Annotated in this window: 17 protein-coding genes; 12 read left to right on the forward strand and 5 right to left on the reverse strand. The window is 34.0% G+C overall.

Features of this window, described 5'->3' with window-relative positions; translation table 11 throughout:
* Positions 1–2: 2 nt before the first annotated feature.
* From Q0992_RS09260 to Q0992_RS09280, 5 genes are all read right to left on the reverse strand, one after another.
* Positions 3–224, reverse strand: a complete 222-nt coding sequence (locus Q0992_RS09260) for a DUF2795 domain-containing protein (RefSeq protein ID WP_008272287.1) — start codon at positions 222–224, stop codon at positions 3–5.
* A gap of 253 nt (positions 225–477) precedes the next feature.
* The gene (locus tag Q0992_RS09265; protein WP_299522870.1) at positions 478–1053 is read right to left on the reverse strand and encodes a cob(I)yrinic acid a,c-diamide adenosyltransferase; all 576 of its coding nucleotides are present in this window, start codon (positions 1051–1053) and stop codon (positions 478–480) included.
* A gap of 104 nt (positions 1054–1157) precedes the next feature.
* Positions 1158–1847: an ABC transporter ATP-binding protein gene (locus Q0992_RS09270; protein WP_299522873.1), complete on the reverse strand. Its 690-nt coding sequence runs from the start codon at positions 1845–1847 to the stop codon at positions 1158–1160.
* Between the two features lie 90 nt (positions 1848–1937).
* Positions 1938–2708, reverse strand: a complete 771-nt coding sequence (locus tag Q0992_RS09275; RefSeq protein WP_299522876.1) for an O-methyltransferase — start codon at positions 2706–2708, stop codon at positions 1938–1940.
* Positions 2709–2711: 3 nt separating this feature from the next.
* Positions 2712–4574 carry an ABC-F family ATP-binding cassette domain-containing protein gene (locus Q0992_RS09280; protein WP_299522879.1) on the reverse strand — a complete coding sequence of 621 codons (1863 nt, stop codon included), beginning with the start codon at positions 4572–4574 and terminating at the stop codon, positions 2712–2714.
* A gap of 101 nt (positions 4575–4675) precedes the next feature.
* Here Q0992_RS09280 and Q0992_RS09285 point away from each other — a divergent pair, with 101 nt between their 5' ends.
* From Q0992_RS09285 to Q0992_RS09340, 12 genes are all read left to right on the forward strand, one after another.
* Entirely contained in the window at positions 4676–5479 is an 804-nt protein-coding gene (locus Q0992_RS09285; protein ID WP_299522882.1) for a polysaccharide biosynthesis/export family protein, read from the forward strand.
* Positions 5480–5482: 3 nt separating this feature from the next.
* The gene (locus Q0992_RS09290; RefSeq protein ID WP_299522885.1) at positions 5483–7966 is read left to right on the forward strand and encodes a polysaccharide biosynthesis tyrosine autokinase; all 2484 of its coding nucleotides are present in this window, start codon (positions 5483–5485) and stop codon (positions 7964–7966) included.
* Between the two features lie 20 nt (positions 7967–7986).
* Positions 7987–8577, forward strand: coding sequence for a sugar transferase (locus Q0992_RS09295; protein WP_299522888.1), 591 nt, complete (start codon positions 7987–7989; stop codon positions 8575–8577).
* Positions 8574–9869, forward strand: a complete 1296-nt coding sequence (locus tag Q0992_RS09300; protein WP_299522891.1) for a nucleotide sugar dehydrogenase — start codon at positions 8574–8576, stop codon at positions 9867–9869. The genes Q0992_RS09295 and Q0992_RS09300 overlap by 4 nt, the downstream gene beginning before the upstream one ends.
* A gap of 20 nt (positions 9870–9889) precedes the next feature.
* Positions 9890–10867, forward strand: coding sequence for an SDR family oxidoreductase (locus Q0992_RS09305; protein WP_299522943.1), 978 nt, complete (start codon positions 9890–9892; stop codon positions 10865–10867).
* A gap of 147 nt (positions 10868–11014) precedes the next feature.
* Positions 11015–11884, forward strand: a complete 870-nt coding sequence (locus Q0992_RS09310; protein WP_299522946.1) for an ABC transporter permease — start codon at positions 11015–11017, stop codon at positions 11882–11884.
* Positions 11881–13155, forward strand: a complete 1275-nt coding sequence (locus Q0992_RS09315; RefSeq protein WP_299522894.1) for an ABC transporter ATP-binding protein — start codon at positions 11881–11883, stop codon at positions 13153–13155. Before Q0992_RS09310 ends, Q0992_RS09315 begins: the two co-directional genes overlap by 4 nt.
* A gap of 6 nt (positions 13156–13161) precedes the next feature.
* A complete protein-coding gene (locus Q0992_RS09320) occupies positions 13162–14127 on the forward strand; it encodes a sulfotransferase (RefSeq protein WP_299522897.1) in 966 nt (321 codons plus the stop codon).
* The gene (locus Q0992_RS09325) at positions 14127–14555 is read left to right on the forward strand and encodes a hypothetical protein (RefSeq protein WP_299522900.1); all 429 of its coding nucleotides are present in this window, start codon (positions 14127–14129) and stop codon (positions 14553–14555) included. Before Q0992_RS09320 ends, Q0992_RS09325 begins: the two co-directional genes overlap by 1 nt.
* Positions 14552–15661 (forward strand): DegT/DnrJ/EryC1/StrS aminotransferase family protein, encoded by a 1110-nt coding sequence (locus Q0992_RS09330; protein ID WP_299522903.1) that lies wholly within the window; start codon positions 14552–14554, stop codon positions 15659–15661. The genes Q0992_RS09325 and Q0992_RS09330 overlap by 4 nt, the downstream gene beginning before the upstream one ends.
* Positions 15654–16418 (forward strand): class I SAM-dependent methyltransferase, encoded by a 765-nt coding sequence (locus tag Q0992_RS09335; RefSeq protein WP_299522906.1) that lies wholly within the window; start codon positions 15654–15656, stop codon positions 16416–16418. The genes Q0992_RS09330 and Q0992_RS09335 overlap by 8 nt, the downstream gene beginning before the upstream one ends.
* Before the next feature lies 1 nt (position 16419).
* Positions 16420–17634: a glycosyltransferase family 1 protein gene (locus Q0992_RS09340; RefSeq protein WP_299522909.1), complete on the forward strand. Its 1215-nt coding sequence runs from the start codon at positions 16420–16422 to the stop codon at positions 17632–17634.
* The last annotated feature ends 22 nt before the right edge of the window (positions 17635–17656 follow it).

Genomic DNA, 17656 nt, shown 5'->3' on the forward strand with positions numbered 1-17656 from the left:
TGTTAATATTCGTCCTCATTCCAGAGGTAATCTTCGTCAGTTGGATAGTCTGGCCAAATCTCTTCGATAGAGTCATACGAATCTCCTTCATCTTCTATGGCCTGTAAGTTTTCTACCACTTCTAGAGGCGCTCCTGTTCTAATTGCATAATCTATGAGTTCGTCTTTTGTTGCTGGCCAAGGTGCATCACTTAAATACGATGCCAATTCTAATGTCCAATACATTTGCGTGTGTTTTTAATTTTTTGCAAAAATAATTTTTTAGCTGAATAATTCAAGAAAAAACTAAATTATTTAGTTCGTAAGCTAAAATTATTAATTTATCGTCTCACTGAACATTTAATTTATGCATTTTTGATTCATTCAAAAAAGGCATTCATAAATGTTTAATCATTAATAAAAAGAACGTGCATTATTCAACTTTTTAAGCCAAAATATTTATTGCTTGATTAGGGCCTAAATACTGAATCAACAAAGACTACGATTGTTTTTGAGGAATCCACTTTATTTCTTCAGCTCGCAAATCATGTGACAACTTCCGTGCCAATACGAACAGGTAGTCTGAAAGGCGATTGATATACATTAAGGTTTCGGGCTGAAAAGGCTCTAATTCATTAAGGTGAGACGCCAAACGTTCAGCTCTACGACATACGGTACGTGCTATGTGACAGAATGACACAGTTTGATGCCCTCCTGGTAACACAAAATGGGTCATAGGCGGTAAGCTGGCCTCCATGTTATCCATTTCCTTTTCTAAACGTTCAATATCTTTACTGGATATTTTTGGAATATTTAATCGGGCTTTACCACTTTTTAGAATCGCTTTTTCTGGGTCGGTTGCTAGAATCGCTCCAACGGTAAACAACCGATCTTGAATATGCATTAAGGTATTCTTGTAAAGTGGGTCAATATTCTGGTCGCGTATAAGTCCAATATGCGAGTTAAGCTCGTCAATGGTACCGTAACTTTCTATTCTTATGTGGTGTTTGGGTACGCGTGTACCACCAAATAAAGCGGTAGTGCCTTTATCGCCTGTTTTTGTATATACTTTCATGTGACAAAGTTAAGGAATAAGGCTTGAAGTTGGAAGCTAGAATTTTGAAGTTGACCTAATAATTCCTAACCACTAATTCCTATCTGCTAAATACTATTTACTAGCTACTTATTATAAGTGTCACTCTCAATCATACCATCCATTAAGCGTATGACACGATGTGCATGTGCTGCAATATCTTCTTCGTGTGTTACCATAATGACGGTATTCCCCTTAGAATGAATTTCATCGAATAACTGCATGATTTCCAGGGAGGTTTTGGAATCTAAGTTTCCTGTAGGTTCATCCGCTAAGATGATTGATGGCTTATTGACCAAGGCACGACCAACAGCTACACGTTGCCTTTGACCACCTGATAACTGATTGGGTTTATGATCCATACGGTCTGCTAAACCAACATCAGTCAGTACTTCAGAAGCACGATTTGCTCTGGCTTTCTTGGATTGCCCTGCATATACCATAGGTAATGCCACATTTTCTAGAGCTGTGGTTCTCGGCAACAAGTTAAAGGTTTGAAAAACGAACCCGATTTCTGTATTCCTTATATCAGCTAATTCGTCATCCGACATTTGGCTTACGTCTTTGCCATTGAGGCGATAGATGCCTGCTGTAGGTGTATCTAAGCAACCTAATAGGTTCATTAATGTTGATTTACCTGAACCGGAAGGTCCCATAATGGCCACATATTCGCCACGTTTAATATCTAAATCGATACCTTTTAGTACATGAACAATTTCTTGTCCTAACTTAAAATCTCTAATGATACCTCTAATCTCAATGACGTTATCGCTCATAAGTGAATAGTGTTGGTTGCTTTTATGCTTCGCAAGATAAAAGAATTTAAAAATCAGTTTCCCCAATAAGACGTTAAAGTTGCAAGCTTGTTACAGTCTAATTTTAAAATGTTGTTTGGCCTGTTCTTTTCTAAAAAACACAAAACCCAAATGGAATGTGTCTACCGTTACGGTCACGGCTTCATGTGCTTTAATTAATTCCCAAGCTTCGGTCATGCCTTTTGACCAATAAATGTCATCAAAAATGAAGACAGAATAGTTATGTGCTTTGGGCAATAGGGCTTCAAAATATTGAAGCGTAGCATTTTTGTTATGGTGGCCGTCAAAGTAAATACAATCAAATTTTTCTTCTTTTAGATTCGGTATGACAGCCGCAAACTCTCCATTTAAAAAGTTGATATTTTCTACTTTAAGTTTGTTAAACTTTGATTTTGTGTATTCTAAAGTATTTAAGCAGCCTTCAATAGTAGTAATTTTAGAAAACTTATTGGCAAGTGCGAAGGCGTAGCTGCCCATACCTAATGAGCTGCCCAATTCTAGTATTGTATTAAAATTAAAATATTGAGTTACTCTGTACAGTAGTTTAGTTTCTTTTAAAGAGCTACTTGAGGCCTTTACCATTTGACGTACTTTTCGTGTTTTTGAATCTAAGGTTTTGGAGCCTTCTCCTAAATCTACAATTTGCAGGGTGTCGTTTGATGATTTCAGTCTATTACGATAAGTTTTAAAATCATTATATGCCGTGTACTTGACTTTATTGTAAAGGCATTTCGTAACAAAGTTATATACAAAAGGGGAGTGCACTCCATGCTGATTGGTTGAATTAAACAGGAATTCTATGTATGCTATGATTTGATACATAAATTACTCTTCCAACTTTTCGGCCAATTCAAACCAACGTAATTCTTTTTCTTCGATGGTATCGATAATACCTTGAAGCTCTTCTGAAAGTTGATTAATTTCGTCTTGTGATAATTCTGGATTATTGAACTTGGCTTCCAAGGCTTTTTTATCGAGCTCTAATGCACGAATCTTAGATTCTAAATTCTTATACTCCTTTTGCTCATTATAAGATAGTTTTTGAGCTTCGTTTTGTTTTATGGCTTTGGTATTGTCAGTTTTTTCAGATGGTTCAATTGATTTAGGTTGGCTGTTATCATAAGCTCTAAAGTCGGAATAATTTCCAGGGAAATCATCTACCACAGCATTGCCTCTAAACACAAATAAATGATCTACAATTTTATCCATAAAATAACGATCGTGAGACACGACCAAAAGTACTCCAGGAAAATCCATCAAGAAGCTTTCGAGTACATTTAAGGTAACTATGTCCAAATCATTTGTGGGCTCATCTAAGATTAAAATATTAGGATTTTGAATTAAAACAGTGCACAAATACAGGCGTTTTTGTTCTCCTCCGCTTAGCTTTTCAACAAAATCATATTGCTTTTTTCTATCGAATAAAAAGCGTTCTAGCAGTTGTTGTGCACTTATTTGTCGTCCCTTAGCTAACGGAATATAATCGCCATAAGCCCTTATAACATCAATAACTTTTTGATTTGGTTTCGCAGAAATTCCACCTTGGGTATAGTACCCTATTTTTACGGTTTCACCTATAACGATTTTACCACCATCGGGTTGAAGACTTCCGGATAATAAATTTAAAAAGGTAGATTTTCCTGTGCCATTTTTACCGATGATGCCAATGCGTTCCCCTTTTTTGAAAGTGTAATCAAAACCATTCAATATTTTTTTGTCTTTAAAAGCCTTTGACACATTATGAAACTCTATAATTTTACTCCCAAGACGTTCCATGTTAATTTCTAGCTGAACCTCATGGTCTTTGCGTCGTTGATGCGCCTTTTTCTTTATTTCAAAAAAATCGTCGATTCTACTTTTGGATTTTGTAGTTCGCGCTTTGGGTTGACGTCGCATCCAATCGAGTTCTTTTTTAAACAATTGCTTGGCTTTTGCAACTTCCGAGGCCTCGTTTTCTATTCGGGCTTCTTTCTTCTCTAGATAATACGAGTAATTGCCTTTGTAGTTGTAAAGTTGGCCGTGATCCAACTCTATGATTTCATTACAAACACGTTCTAAAAAATAGCGATCGTGTGTTACCATAAATAGCGTTTGCTGTGTTTTGGTAAAATAATCCTCTAACCACTCAATCATTTCTAGGTCGAGATGATTGGTAGGCTCATCTAAGATTAAAATATCGGGTTGACTTAGTAGAGCTTGAGCTAGTGCCAATCGCTTTTTTTGCCCACCCGAGAGAGTGCTTACTTTCATGGATAAATCCTCTAGCTTCAATTGCGATAAAGTTTGCTGGTATTGCGTTTCGAATTCCCAAGCATTGTTTCTATCCATCTCATCAAAAGCTAATTGGTATGCTTCTGAGTCTTCAGGGTTTTTTAAAGCTCTTTCATAGGTTTCTATGGTGCCTAAAATTGGAATATCTGAAGCGAGAATGGTTTCCTCAATTGTCAGTTTTTGATTGAGATTTGGTTCTTGGTCTAAAAAGGCAAGTCTAAGTCCTTTTCTAATGACAATTTGGCCTTCATCTGGAGTATCTTTTCCGGATAAAATATTTAGAATAGATGTCTTGCCACTTCCGTTTTTTGCCACAAAAGCAATCTTTTGGTCTTTATGGATGCTAAAGGACAAATTTTGGAAGAGCACTAACTCACCGTAAGACTTCGAAATATTTTCTACGTTTAGGTAATTCACGCTAATTTTTTTACAAAGAACGAAATAAACCAAAAAGAAACCTAATAGTTTTGTTATTGCTGTTGATACATTATATTTGTCTGTAAACATCTATTTCATCTATGCGAAGCATCAGGCTTTTGATTATTGTTCTGGGTTGTATTTTTATTTCATCATGTATTCCTCATAAAGACACCGTTTATTTGCAAAACAAGGACAATGCGACTACAGATACCATTCCGTATAATCTAACTGAGGTCCAGAAACCCTATCGTGTTCAAATCGATGATATATTGAATATTAGAATCAAGGTTTTGGACCAGGATAATGTTCAAATTTTTAATCCGATTAGTCAAGAAGGAACGCTTAATGCCAGTAGTGCGGAGCGTGCTTATTTTGATGGTTTTACGATAGATATGCACGGCAATATAAGAATACCGACTTTAGGTCGTTTTAATGTATTAGGATATACGGCAGAGGAAATTGAAAAGATGATAGAACGGAAATTATTAGAGGAACAGTTTAAGGAAACTGCTAACATTTTTGTTACCGTAAAACTCGCAGGATTGCGATATACAGCCAATGGCGAAATAGGAAATCCAGGAACGGTAACGTTGTTTAAAGAACGCGTTAATATTTTTGAAGCTATTGCAAATGCTGGCGAAATACCAATCACAGGTGATAAAAAAGATGTTTTGATTATACGGCAATACCCACAGGGTCAAAAAATTCATCATTTGGATTTGACGGATGTTAATGTAATGAGATCCCCATATTATTATATACAGCCTAACGATATGATATATGTAAAGCCTCTTAAGCAAAAATCAATTGGTACAGGGGAGACAGCAGTATCTAGTTTAACCACAATAGCCACTATTGTATCTATTGCTGCGACAACCATTTTGCTTTTTACTAGATTGTAGAATATGGATTACAAAGACTTTGAAGATTACGATTATCAGGAATCTGATAACGTTGGTTTTGATTTTAAAGGGTTTCTGTTTAAGGCGCTTAGCCTATGGAGGTTAGTATTGTTATGCATTGGTGTTGCTTTGATTGTTGCTTATTTCATTAATGTTAGAAAAGAAAATATTTATAGGCTAGATTCTCTAATTACCGTAAATAATGACCAAAATCCTTTTTTCACTGCCAATACAAGTATTTCTTTTAATTGGGGAGGAGTTTCAGGAAAAGTTGGGAGTATTTTAACTGAGATAAAGACTAGAACTCATAACGAGATTGTAATTGATTCTTTAGAATACTATAAGCAATATTTAGAAGAAGGTAAATACCATTTAATTGATATATACAAGAAAGCACCATTTGAAGTAATAACTAATAAAGCCAAGCCACAAGCTTTAGGAATTCCCATTGGAATAAGAATAATAGATCAATCATCTTTTGAGTTGTTTTATGAATTTGAAACAGATAAAGTTACAGGGCAATTTTACGATTCTAAAGAAAAGTTATCTATTGCAGTTAGTATTGGAAAATTCAGTAAAGTTTACAAGTTTGGCGATAGTGTTAATGAACCTTTTTTTAATGGAGTTATTAATTTAAAACCAAGAGCAAATATTCCGGTAGGTAAAATTTTTTATGTGAGGTATTTGAATTTTGATACTGTAGTCGATTCCTATAAAAACAGAATCAAAATTGAGCCTACTTCTAGAGATGCATCATCAGTTCTCAGATTGTCTCTAATCGGCAAGAACAAATCAAAAATTGTGGATTTCCTCAATGCAACTTCTGCAATATTTAGTAAAACGGAGCTGGAGCGAAAAAATCTTTATGCAACTAATACCATTAAGTTTATTGATAGTAGCCTTGGTGCTGTTAATGATGATTTGAAAGCAGTTACAGATGAAATGAATGATTTCAGAAAGGCAAATAAGGTTTTTAATGTAGAAGAAGAGATAAGTCAGAAATCGGAGCAACTCAAAGAGTACGATAAAGAGAAACTAATTGAGCAGTCTAAACTAAATTATCTTAATACTTTAGAAGATTACTTAAGAACAAAAACGGACTACAGTCAAATAGCAGCTCCGTCATCTGTGGGCATTGAAGAAGCTAATATACTATCTAGCGTTAGTAGAATTATTGCTCTATCAGTGGAACGCCGTAATTTGGAATATTCCACTAGAGAAGGGTCTATAATCTTTGATGAACTTGATAGAAGAATTGATACCGAAAAGAGTGTGTTATTAGAAGCTATTGGGGTGACTAAGCAGACCATTGGTATACAATTAAATACAATTAGTAGAAAGGTTGCTAATTTAGAATCTGAACTTATTGGTTTACCCAAAGACCAGCAAGAGTTTTTGAAGATTCAGAGAAAATTGGATTTAAGTCGTGAGGCTTATGATATATACCAAGCAAAACGCGGTGAAGCGGCCATTGTAAAAGCGGCAAATGTATCAGATATTACGGTAATAGATGAAGCAAAGGATATTGGTGATGCACCTATTGGACCTAAAAAATCATTAAATTATATGTTGGCCTTAATGATTGGCTTTTTCTCACCGATGCTTTTAATATTTATCATTTACCTACTAGACAGTACAATTCATGGATCGGATGAAATCACCAAGATGTCTAAGATTCCCATTTTGGGCTTAATCGGAAAATACCGTTATAAAAATAACCTTGTTGCTTATGAAAAACCAAAATCGGCTGTAGCAGAATCCTTTCGGGCAATTAGGTCCAGTCTACAATTTATTTTTAAGAATAGACCTCCCGAGACTAGAGCCAATACCTTGATGGTCACTTCTTCCGTAAGTGGCGAGGGTAAAACATTTACCTCAATTAACATTGCTACTGTTTATAGTATATCTGGTAAGAAAACAATTCTAATAGGGCTAGATTTGCGTAAACCAAAAATTTTCGACGACTTTAATATTACCAATGAAAAAGGCGTAGTGAACTATCTTATAGGTGATAGTACACTAGATGAGATTATTACTCACACTCATATTGATAATTTAGATTTAATCACTTCAGGACCAATACCACCTAATCCATCAGAACTACTGATGGGAGATAAATTAAAAGCATTAATCGCTACTTTAAAGGATCAATATGATATCATAATTCTAGATACTCCACCTTTGGGACTAGTTACAGATGCATTAGAGCTAGTGCAATATGTGGATGCTACGATTTTTATGATACGTTTAGATTACACTAAAAAGGGTATGCTACAGCTCGTAAATGCAAAGTATAAGTCTGGTGAATTAAAGAACATTAGCTTTGTGCTTAATTTCTACAGACATAAGAATAACCACAATTATGGTTACGGTTATGGCTATGGCTACGGTTATGGCTATGGCTATGGTACTTATGGTAGTGCCTATCATGAAAGGGATAAACGTTCATTTTTTGGAAGAGTCAAAAACTTCTTAAAGCGTTTATAATTAGCTTTAAATTTTAAACTTTGATTACCAAAACACAACTTAAAGTAAAACGAATTTTGGATGTAACTTTAGTTTTTGTGTTATTACCATTTTTCGCCATCCCAATTATAGTTTTAGTCATTATTGCAACGCTTGATACTAAGCAATATGGTGTGTTTTCTCAATTACGTGTTGGACAGAACGGCCAATTGTTCAAAATTTATAAGATAAGGACTTTAAAAGAAGAAGAGCACCTATTAGGGCATTTATATAGAAGTGCAACAACATTCGGTAAATACCTTAGGAGAACAAAATTAGATGAACTTCCTCAACTTTATAATGTACTCATAGGTGATATGAGTTTTATTGGCCCTAGACCTGATATTCAAGGTTTTGCAGATGAATTAGAGGGTGAAGATCGTATAATTTTAATCGTAAAGCCAGGGATTACAGGTGAGGCTACTTTAAAGTATAAGGATGAAGAACGTGTATTAGAACGGCAAAAAGATCCTGAACATTACAATAGAACGATTATTTGGGCAGATAAAGTGAAAATCAATAAAAACTATGTTAGGAATTATAGTTTTTATTTAGATTTGAGGCTCATTATAAAATCTACTTTAAATAAATGACACATTCTGAAGACAAAATTGCAATCATAGGATTAGGTTATGTCGGTTTGCCCCTCGCAGTTGAATTTGCTAAACAGTTTTTTGTTATTGGTTTCGATATCAATAAACAGCGAATCAGTGAGTTAAATTCTGGTGTTGACAAAACATTGGAAGTTGATAATAATAATCTTAAATCTGTACTGACTACAGATTTAAACGCAGATAAAGGTTTATTCATAACAGATAATGTTGATGCACTAGCCGTGGCCAATATTTATATTGTTACTGTTCCGACTCCAACGGATGAACTTAAGCGGCCAGTTTTCACACCGCTAATCAAAGCAAGCGAAACTGTGGGTAAAGTTCTTAAAAGTAATGATGTAGTTATATACGAATCAACAGTATATCCTGGTGCCACAGAAGATATATGTATTCCAGTTTTAGAGAGGGTATCTGGCCTTACTTTTAATACGGATTTTTATGCAGGTTATTCACCAGAGCGAATAAATCCAGGAGATAAAAAGCACACCGTTACAAAAATATTAAAGGTTACTTCGGGTTCTACACCAGAGATAGCCGAGAAAATAGATCAACTTTATAAACGAGTAATTACAGCCGGCACCCATTTAGCACCTTCTATTAAGGTAGCCGAAGCAGCTAAAGTCATTGAAAATTCACAACGCGATATTAATATCGCTTTTGTTAATGAATTATCTAAGATTTTTAGACTGTTAGAGATTGACACTAAAGCGGTATTAGAAGCCGCTGGGACAAAATGGAATTTCTTAAAATTTTCACCAGGTTTAGTTGGAGGACACTGTATAGGTGTTGACCCTTATTACCTAGCTCAAAAAGCTATAGAATCCGGTTATAACCCAGAAATTATTTTAGCAGGACGTAAAATGAATGATAGTATGGGTGGCTATGTCGCAACAGAAACCGTAAAAATGATGATTAATAGAGGTGCTACAATCAAAGGCTCTAATGCACTTGTATTAGGAATAACCTTCAAGGAAAACTGTCCAGATATTAGAAATTCCAGGGTCATTGATATTATTGAGGAGTTACAATCTTACCATGTTAGCGTGGATGTATTTGATCCATGGGCTTCTAAAGAAGAAGTGAAACACGAGTATGGACTGGATTTAATATCATCTCCCGATGATTTAAAGTCAAATTATGATGCCATTATCTTAGCTGTATCACATAAAGAATTTTTAGACGTTTCGATTGATAATTTAAAATCTGATAACTGTGTGGTTTTTGATGTTAAGTCATTATTGCCACAAGATGTTGTAGATGCTCGCCTTTAACTTATCCTCAAATTAAAATGATGTACTCAAATCAATACCATAAAGAAGACTTGTCAAAGCTAAGTTTCCTAATTACTGGTGGCGGTGGCTTTATAGGCTCTAATATTGTTGAATATTTGTTAAAGTATGGTGCTAAAAAAGTTAGGGTATTGGACAATTTCTCTAATGGGTATCGCGAAAATTTAACAGAGTTTATGGATAATCCCAATTTTGAATTGGTAGAAGGTGATATAAGGGATTTAGGGACTTGTAAAGACGCAATGGCGGATGTTGACTATGTGTCACATCAGGCGGCTTTAGGTTCTGTGCCAAGGTCGATAAATGATCCAGCAACTTCAAATGAAGTCAATATTTCTGGTTTCTTAAATATGATGATTGCATTAAAGGATAGTCCAACCGTAAAACGGATGGTTTATGCGGCATCAAGCTCTACCTATGGTGATAGTAAAGCATTGCCAAAAGTAGAAGATAACATTGGTAAGCCATTATCTCCTTATGCCGTCACAAAATATGTCAATGAATTGTATGCCGATGTTTTTGGAAAGACGTATGGCACTGATGTTATTGGTTTGCGTTATTTTAATGTATTCGGACCTAAGCAAAGTCCAAATGGTGCTTATGCTGCTGTTATTCCTTTATTTATGCAGGCATTGAAGGATAATAAACCGTCTAAGATAAATGGAGATGGTGAGCAGACAAGGGACTTTACGTTTGTAGATAATGCTGTGCAAGCCAATATAAGAGGTTTTTTTGCACCAAAAGAAGCAAGTAATGAAGTGTTTAATGTAGCTTGTGGTGAGCGTATATCTGTCAACTATTTATGGGATTCTTTAAGAATTGCTGCGAATTCTGATTTAAAAGCGCTTTACGGACCTCCTCGACAAGGTGATGTTAGAGATTCACTAGCAGATATTTCCAAGGCCCAAAACCTTTTGGGTTATAATCCTCAATTTACGGTTAAGGAAGGATTGAAAATTACCTGGGATTACTTTAACTAATAAAGATTCATATAACAATATTCAGAGGCATCTTCAAAAGAGGTGCCTTATTACTTAATACATTGTTAAAATTAATTGAATAAGTCAACTTTTGAAGTTGTATTTCTGTTGTTTCATTTCTTATATTCGTTCGGTTAAACTTAATCAATTGTGAAAACTGCTGACGATAATTGGCTCTATGTAATTTCTCATAAAAGAAAGTTGATAGAATTGAATTTTACTGAGATTTGGCGTTATAAAGATTTACTTTTTCTTTTTGTAAAACGCGATATTATAACAGCTTATAAGCAGACCATACTAGGGCCATTATGGTATATTATTCAGCCCTTATTTACTTCAGTTATTTTTACGCTCATATTCAATAATTTAGGTCAAATAAAAACAGGGGATATTAATCCGTTTTTATTTAATTTAACTGGGATTACACTGTGGAATTATTTTAAGCAATGTCTCACAGGGACTTCAAGTACCTTCACTAAAAATCAAAATATTTTTGGTAAAGTTTATTTTCCAAGAGTGATTATGCCAATGGCAGTGACGATTTCAAATTTGGTTAAGTTTGGTATTCAATTATTAGTTTTAATTGGCTTTTACATCTATTATTTACTAAGAGGAGATACACTTGTGTTAGAACCACAATATTTATTGCTATTTCCAATCTATGTTTTAATGATGGCACTTTTTAGTCTAGGCCTAGGAATGTTATTGTCTGCAATGACCACAAAATATAGAGACTTAACAGTCTTGGTAAGTTTTGGGGTGCAATTACTAATGTATTTATCTGCGGTACCTTATCCGCTCGAAGAAGCCAGAGCAAAATTTCCGCCTATGGTGGCTAACCTAGTCGAGCTAAATCCCTTATCACAAATTATTGAAGGATTTAGATTTATGGTGTTGAACGTTGGACAATTTGAAATGGATAAACTCCTATATTCTTTTATCATTTGTATTCTTTTATTTTTATTTGGTTTGATTGTATTTAACAAGACTGAGCAATCATTTATTGATACGGTATGACAAGATCTAATGTTATATTAAAAGTTGAAAACCTGAGTAAACAATATAGACTTGGGCTTATTGGTACAGGAACAATTAGTCATGATCTTAATCGTTGGTGGTATAAGATGAGAGGTAAAGAAGATCCTTATCTAAAAATTGGAGAGTCTAATGATAGATCATCAGAAGGGAGTTCTGATTATGTTTGGGCTTTGAGAGATATAAATTTTGAAGTTAATAGAGGTGAGGTATTAGGTATTATTGGGAAAAATGGGGCAGGGAAATCAACCTTACTAAAAATATTATCAAGAGTAACAGGGCCAACACTGGGAGTTATTAAATCCAACGGACGTATTGCCTCTTTATTGGAAGTTGGGACTGGTTTTCATCCAGAGATGACAGGTCGAGAAAATATTTATCTCAATGGTGCAATTTTAGGAATGACCAAGTCCGAGATTGTTGGCAAAATTGACGAAATAATTGATTTCTCAGGTTGCCAAAGATATATTGATACTCCAGTTAAACGTTACAGTAGTGGTATGACCGTGAGGTTGGCCTTTGCGGTTGCGGCACATTTAGAACCTGATATTTTGGTTATTGATGAGGTATTAGCCGTTGGTGATGCTGAGTTTCAAAAAAAGGCCATAGGAAAAATGCAAGATATATCAAAAGGGGAAGGAAGGACAGTACTGTTTGTCAGTCATAATATGGCTAGTATAAAAGCACTTTGTACAAAGGCTATTGTGCTAGAGCATGGTGAGGTAGCATTTAATGGTCAAGTAGAAGACGCTTTGGATTATTATTTAAATAATACAATGAAATCTTCGGAGGCAATTTACATAAATCCTCAGCCTAACGAAGATTCCGACATATTAGAAGTAAAAGTTCTCAAAAAGAATGAATTAGCAGACACCTTTGGTTTTAACGAAAGTGTTAGTATTGATTTTAAAATTAAAGTTTCTGAAGAGGATCTTGCAGCAAAATTAGGATTTAAGGCTATAGACCAATTTGAGCGGGTTATATTTACATCCAATACATTAATGTCTGATGTTGGTATAACTAAAGAAGGAACATATACTATCAAGGTAATTATTCCGAGTTCAGTGTTAATGCCTAATAAGTATAGAGTTGTAATTGGGTTTCATATTCACAAGAAAAAACTAATCCGAAAATTAGATCAATCCATACAATTCAAAATTGAAGAAACCGGCTCTGGATTTGAGAATTATCAAAAAGATGATATGGGTTGTGTGCTTTTAGATTGTAACTGGGAATCGCAAAATAACGGTTAGGTATTTATGACAGATGCATCATTAATTTTTATAATCTCACAACCAAGGTCGGGCTCGTCGCTATTGCAACAGTTATTATTAAATAGCAATAACATTGTTTCTTCACCTGAGCCATGGCAAATGCTATCGTTAATCTATACTTATAAAGAAAATACCATTACATCAGCATATAATCCAAATTACGCTGTAATAAATTTCACAAGATATCTAGAAGAAAAAAAGGATGGTCTCGAAAGTTATAAAAAGCGTGTAAAGGCATTAGCCTTAAATTTATATAAAGACAGGATTGAAAATCATCAGTACTTTTTAGATAAAACACCAAGATATTATCATGTGATACAAGAGCTGTATGAACTGTTTCCTAAGGCAAAGTTTATTTTTTTGGTAAGAAATCCTTTGGCTGTATTTGCATCCATATTAGATTATAATTTTAATGGTGATTATAAAGAATTATTAAAATCAGAAGATAGATTAGATGATCTTTTTTTAGCTCCAAAATTAATTGAAGAAGGCATAAAAAGAATAAAAAATAGTATCACAGTCAGCTATGAAGATTTAATACAAAATTCGGATGATACATTAAAAGCCATCAATACGTATTTAGCTCTAGAAACACCTTTACAAACAAACTATCAAGTAGAAGGAAAGTTTTCTAACTCTTGGCACGTAGATACTAAAAGTTTACATAAGCATTCAAAGCCAGTAAATAGTTATTTAGATTCTTGGAAGACGACACTAAATTCAAAACAAAAGAAAAAATTAAGTTTAGAGTATTTGCATAAGCTTAAAGAAGAAGGTTATTCGTATTATAATATAGAAGCTATAGAAAAAGAGCTAAGAGAACACACTCCAAGTAAAAGTAGTTTTATTAAAATACCAATGAATTTGCTCATTGCTAAAGACGAAAAATTAACTACTTTACAATTGATAAAAAAGCGAATGTTAATTAAACTGAATAATATAGGTTTATAATGATAGAAGAAATAAAAAATGGCGAAGCACTATTGGCAATCATAATCTCTTCAAAATTTGAAAAAGATGGCATAACCTTTTTTACACCTAATAGTTTTTCGCAACAGTTGGGTTATATGAAGCGCGAAAAAAACTACGTTATTGAACCTCATGTACATAATCCAGTAAGACGTGAGGTGGTTTGGACACAAGAAGTTTTGTTTATAAAATCAGGTAAAGTTAGGGTCGACTTTTATGATGATGCAAAAGCATACCTTTTGAGTAAAGTAATAGAAAAAGGAGATATTATTCTTCTGGCGTCAGGAGGACATGGTTTTGAAATGCTAGAGGAAAGCGAAATTATAGAAGTTAAGCAAGGTCCATATTCTGGTGATAAGGACAAGACTCTATTTAAACCAATCGACTCAGATCAAATACATATAGAATGATTCCTGTAAATATTCCACGTCTAAGCGGAAATGAGAAAAAATATCTAAACGAATGTATCGAAACAGGATGGATTTCATCTGAAGGATCGTTTGTGTCTAGATTCGAAGCTGAGTTTTCCAGCTATATTGGCCAAGATTATGGTATAGCAGTAAGTAATGGTTCGGCAGCATTAGATGTAGCAATAAAAGCTTTGGATTTAGAAAAAGGAAGCGAAGTTATATGTCCCACATTTACCATAATCTCACCAGTGCAAAGTATTGTAAATCAAGGGTTGGTTCCTGTATTAATTGATTCTAATCTAGATACATGGAATATGGAAGTAAATCAAATTGAAAACAAGATTACGTCCAAAACAAAAGCAATACTTGTAGTACACATTTATGGTTTGCCAGTAGAAATGGATGCCATACTTCAATTGGCAAAAACCTATAATTTAAAAGTGATTGAAGATGCCGCAGAAATGCATGGTCAGACATGTAATACTCAAAAGTGTGGTGCCTTTGGTGATATAAGCATTTTTAGCTTTTACCCTAATAAACATATAACCACAGGCGAAGGCGGAATGATACTTACCAGTGATGAAGCTTTGGCCGAGCGATGTAAAAAGCTCAGAAATCTTTGTTTTGAAAAAGAGAGACGATTTGTACATAATGAAATTGGTTGGAACTATAGGATGACTAATATGCAAGCGGCCCTAGGAGTGGCGCAATTAGAACAAATCGATGATATAATAGAGCGTAAGCGAGCTATTGGAAAACGCTATAACGACTTATTAAAAAACAAAATAAATCTTCAATTACCACTTGCTCAAACTGAATATTCTCAAAATATATATTGGGTCTATGGTCTACTAGCAAGGACTGAAGCGGAATGTAGTAGAATTCAAAAAGAACTGAATCAACTAAAGATTGGGACAAGACCATTTTTTTGGTGTATGCACGAGCAGCCAGTATTTAATAAAATGGGCTTATTTAAATCAGAACACCATCCTGTTGCCGAAAAAATGGCTAGGACCGGTTTTTATATCCCTTCAGGTTTAGGGTTAGCAAATGAAGAAATAGAAATTGTAGCGGATAGTTTGATTAAAATTGTGTCAAATGGATAGTTTTAATCTTTATGCAAAATATTACGACCTGTTATATAAGGATAAAGACTATGATAATGAAGTCTCGTATATAGAGCAATTATTAAAGCCCCATAATCTGCAGGGTAACATAAAAATATTAGAACTAGGTTGCGGCACCGGAAACCATGCACAAATCTTTTCTAAGAAAGGCTATGAAGTAGAAGGAGTTGATCTCTCTTCACAAATGATAGAAATTGCTAAAAATAAAAACAAAGGCGATAAAAACCTTAGTTTTTTTGAAGGAGACATTACTACCTATAAATCAAGCTCTAAAACAAAATTTGATGTTATAATTAGTCTTTTTCATGTTGTAAGTTATCAGGATACAAATCAGAAAATTCAAAATACATTTCAGACAGTACAGCATCATTTGAAGGAAGGAGGACTTTTTATTTTCGATTTTTGGTATGGTCCTGGAGTTTTAACCGATCCGCCAGTTGTTAAAGAAAAAAAGTTAGAGGATAAAACACTTTTAGTTCATAGAACCGCTACTCCGGTATCGGATGTAAATAAAAATACGGTAAATGTCTTATTTGATATTATAATTACGGATAAGGAAAACAATAAAAAAGAGTTGATAGAAGAAACCCATACCATGCGTTATTTTTTTATCCCAGAGCTTAAGTATATGCTAGATGAAAATGGGCTAGATACTGAAGCGTACTATCATTGGATGACGCTCAATAAACCTACCAAATCTTCGTGGAATGTTGTTGTAGTAGCAAAAAAGAGGTAGTATGAAAGTAGCGGTTTGGATTGATAATTCTATGATGCCAACTCTTGGAGGTGGGTTTTCGTATACTTCCAAATTGGTTAAACAAATCGATGAAAAAACATTTGATCCTCAATTAGAGATTTGCTTTATAGGTTCTGAAAAAATTGATTACCGATTAAACAAGTCCTATACGTGTATAAACATAATTGATGAAAAGTTATCGCTTAATCAAAAATTAATAATTGAATTTTCTAGAAAATTTAGAATTTTTAAAAAACTAAAGAATAAAATTCAGGCCAAAAATAGGAGGAGCACTTTACAGAGAATTCATAAGCAAGTAAAACAAGCCAATATAGATATAGTATATTATTTAGCACCAATGCAAAGATACATTCCAAAATTTCCATTTATATCAACTAATTGGGATTTGGGACATCTAACATTGCCACCATTTCCTGAAATTACCGAGAAAAATGAACTGCAGGTGCGTACTAAATGGTATAATAAAATATTACCAGAAGCCGATTACATCTTTACTGAGTCTGAAGCAGGAAAGAACGAATTAATAAACTTATTATCAATTCCTGAAAGGAAAATAAAAGTAGTGCCAATTTTTCCTGGGAATTTGGTTGAGATGAATGTTTTGGGGCCAGAGCAAAAAGAAATACTTAAAAAATTTAAGATAGAACAAAATAGTTATTATATCTATCCCGCTCAGTTTTGGAAACATAAGAATCATGAACGACTAGTATTTGCATTTGCTGAAGTATTTAAAGACAACCCTAATTTAAAACTTATTTTAAGTGGAAGTGATAAAGGTGAATTAGATTATATTCTGAATTGCATAGATACTTTGGGTATATCAGAGAACATTAAATATGTAGGATTTCTTTCTAACGAAGAGTTATATGTTTTGTATAATAATGCCCTAGCTTTAGTGTTCCCCTCGCTCTTAGGACCGACTAATATGCCGCCTTTAGAGGCAAGAGCAATAGGCTGTCCCATTTTATGTTCAGATTTTTTGGGACATAGAGAGCAACTTGGAGAAGGTGCTATTTATTTTAATCCAGAAGATATCAACTCTTTAACAGAAAGTATGAAAATTGTACTTGATGAAAATAAAAGAAATGACTTACTCAAACATGCAGAGGCAGAACTAAAGACTTCAAAGTTTAAAGTACATATTGCTGTTTCAAAAATAGAGGAATACGTACTTTCAATGAAAATGGAAGCATAAGGCGGATTAATTCAACAATAAA

The organism is Winogradskyella sp. (genome assembly GCF_028289625.1).
GTDB lineage: Bacteria > Bacteroidota > Bacteroidia > Flavobacteriales > Flavobacteriaceae > Winogradskyella.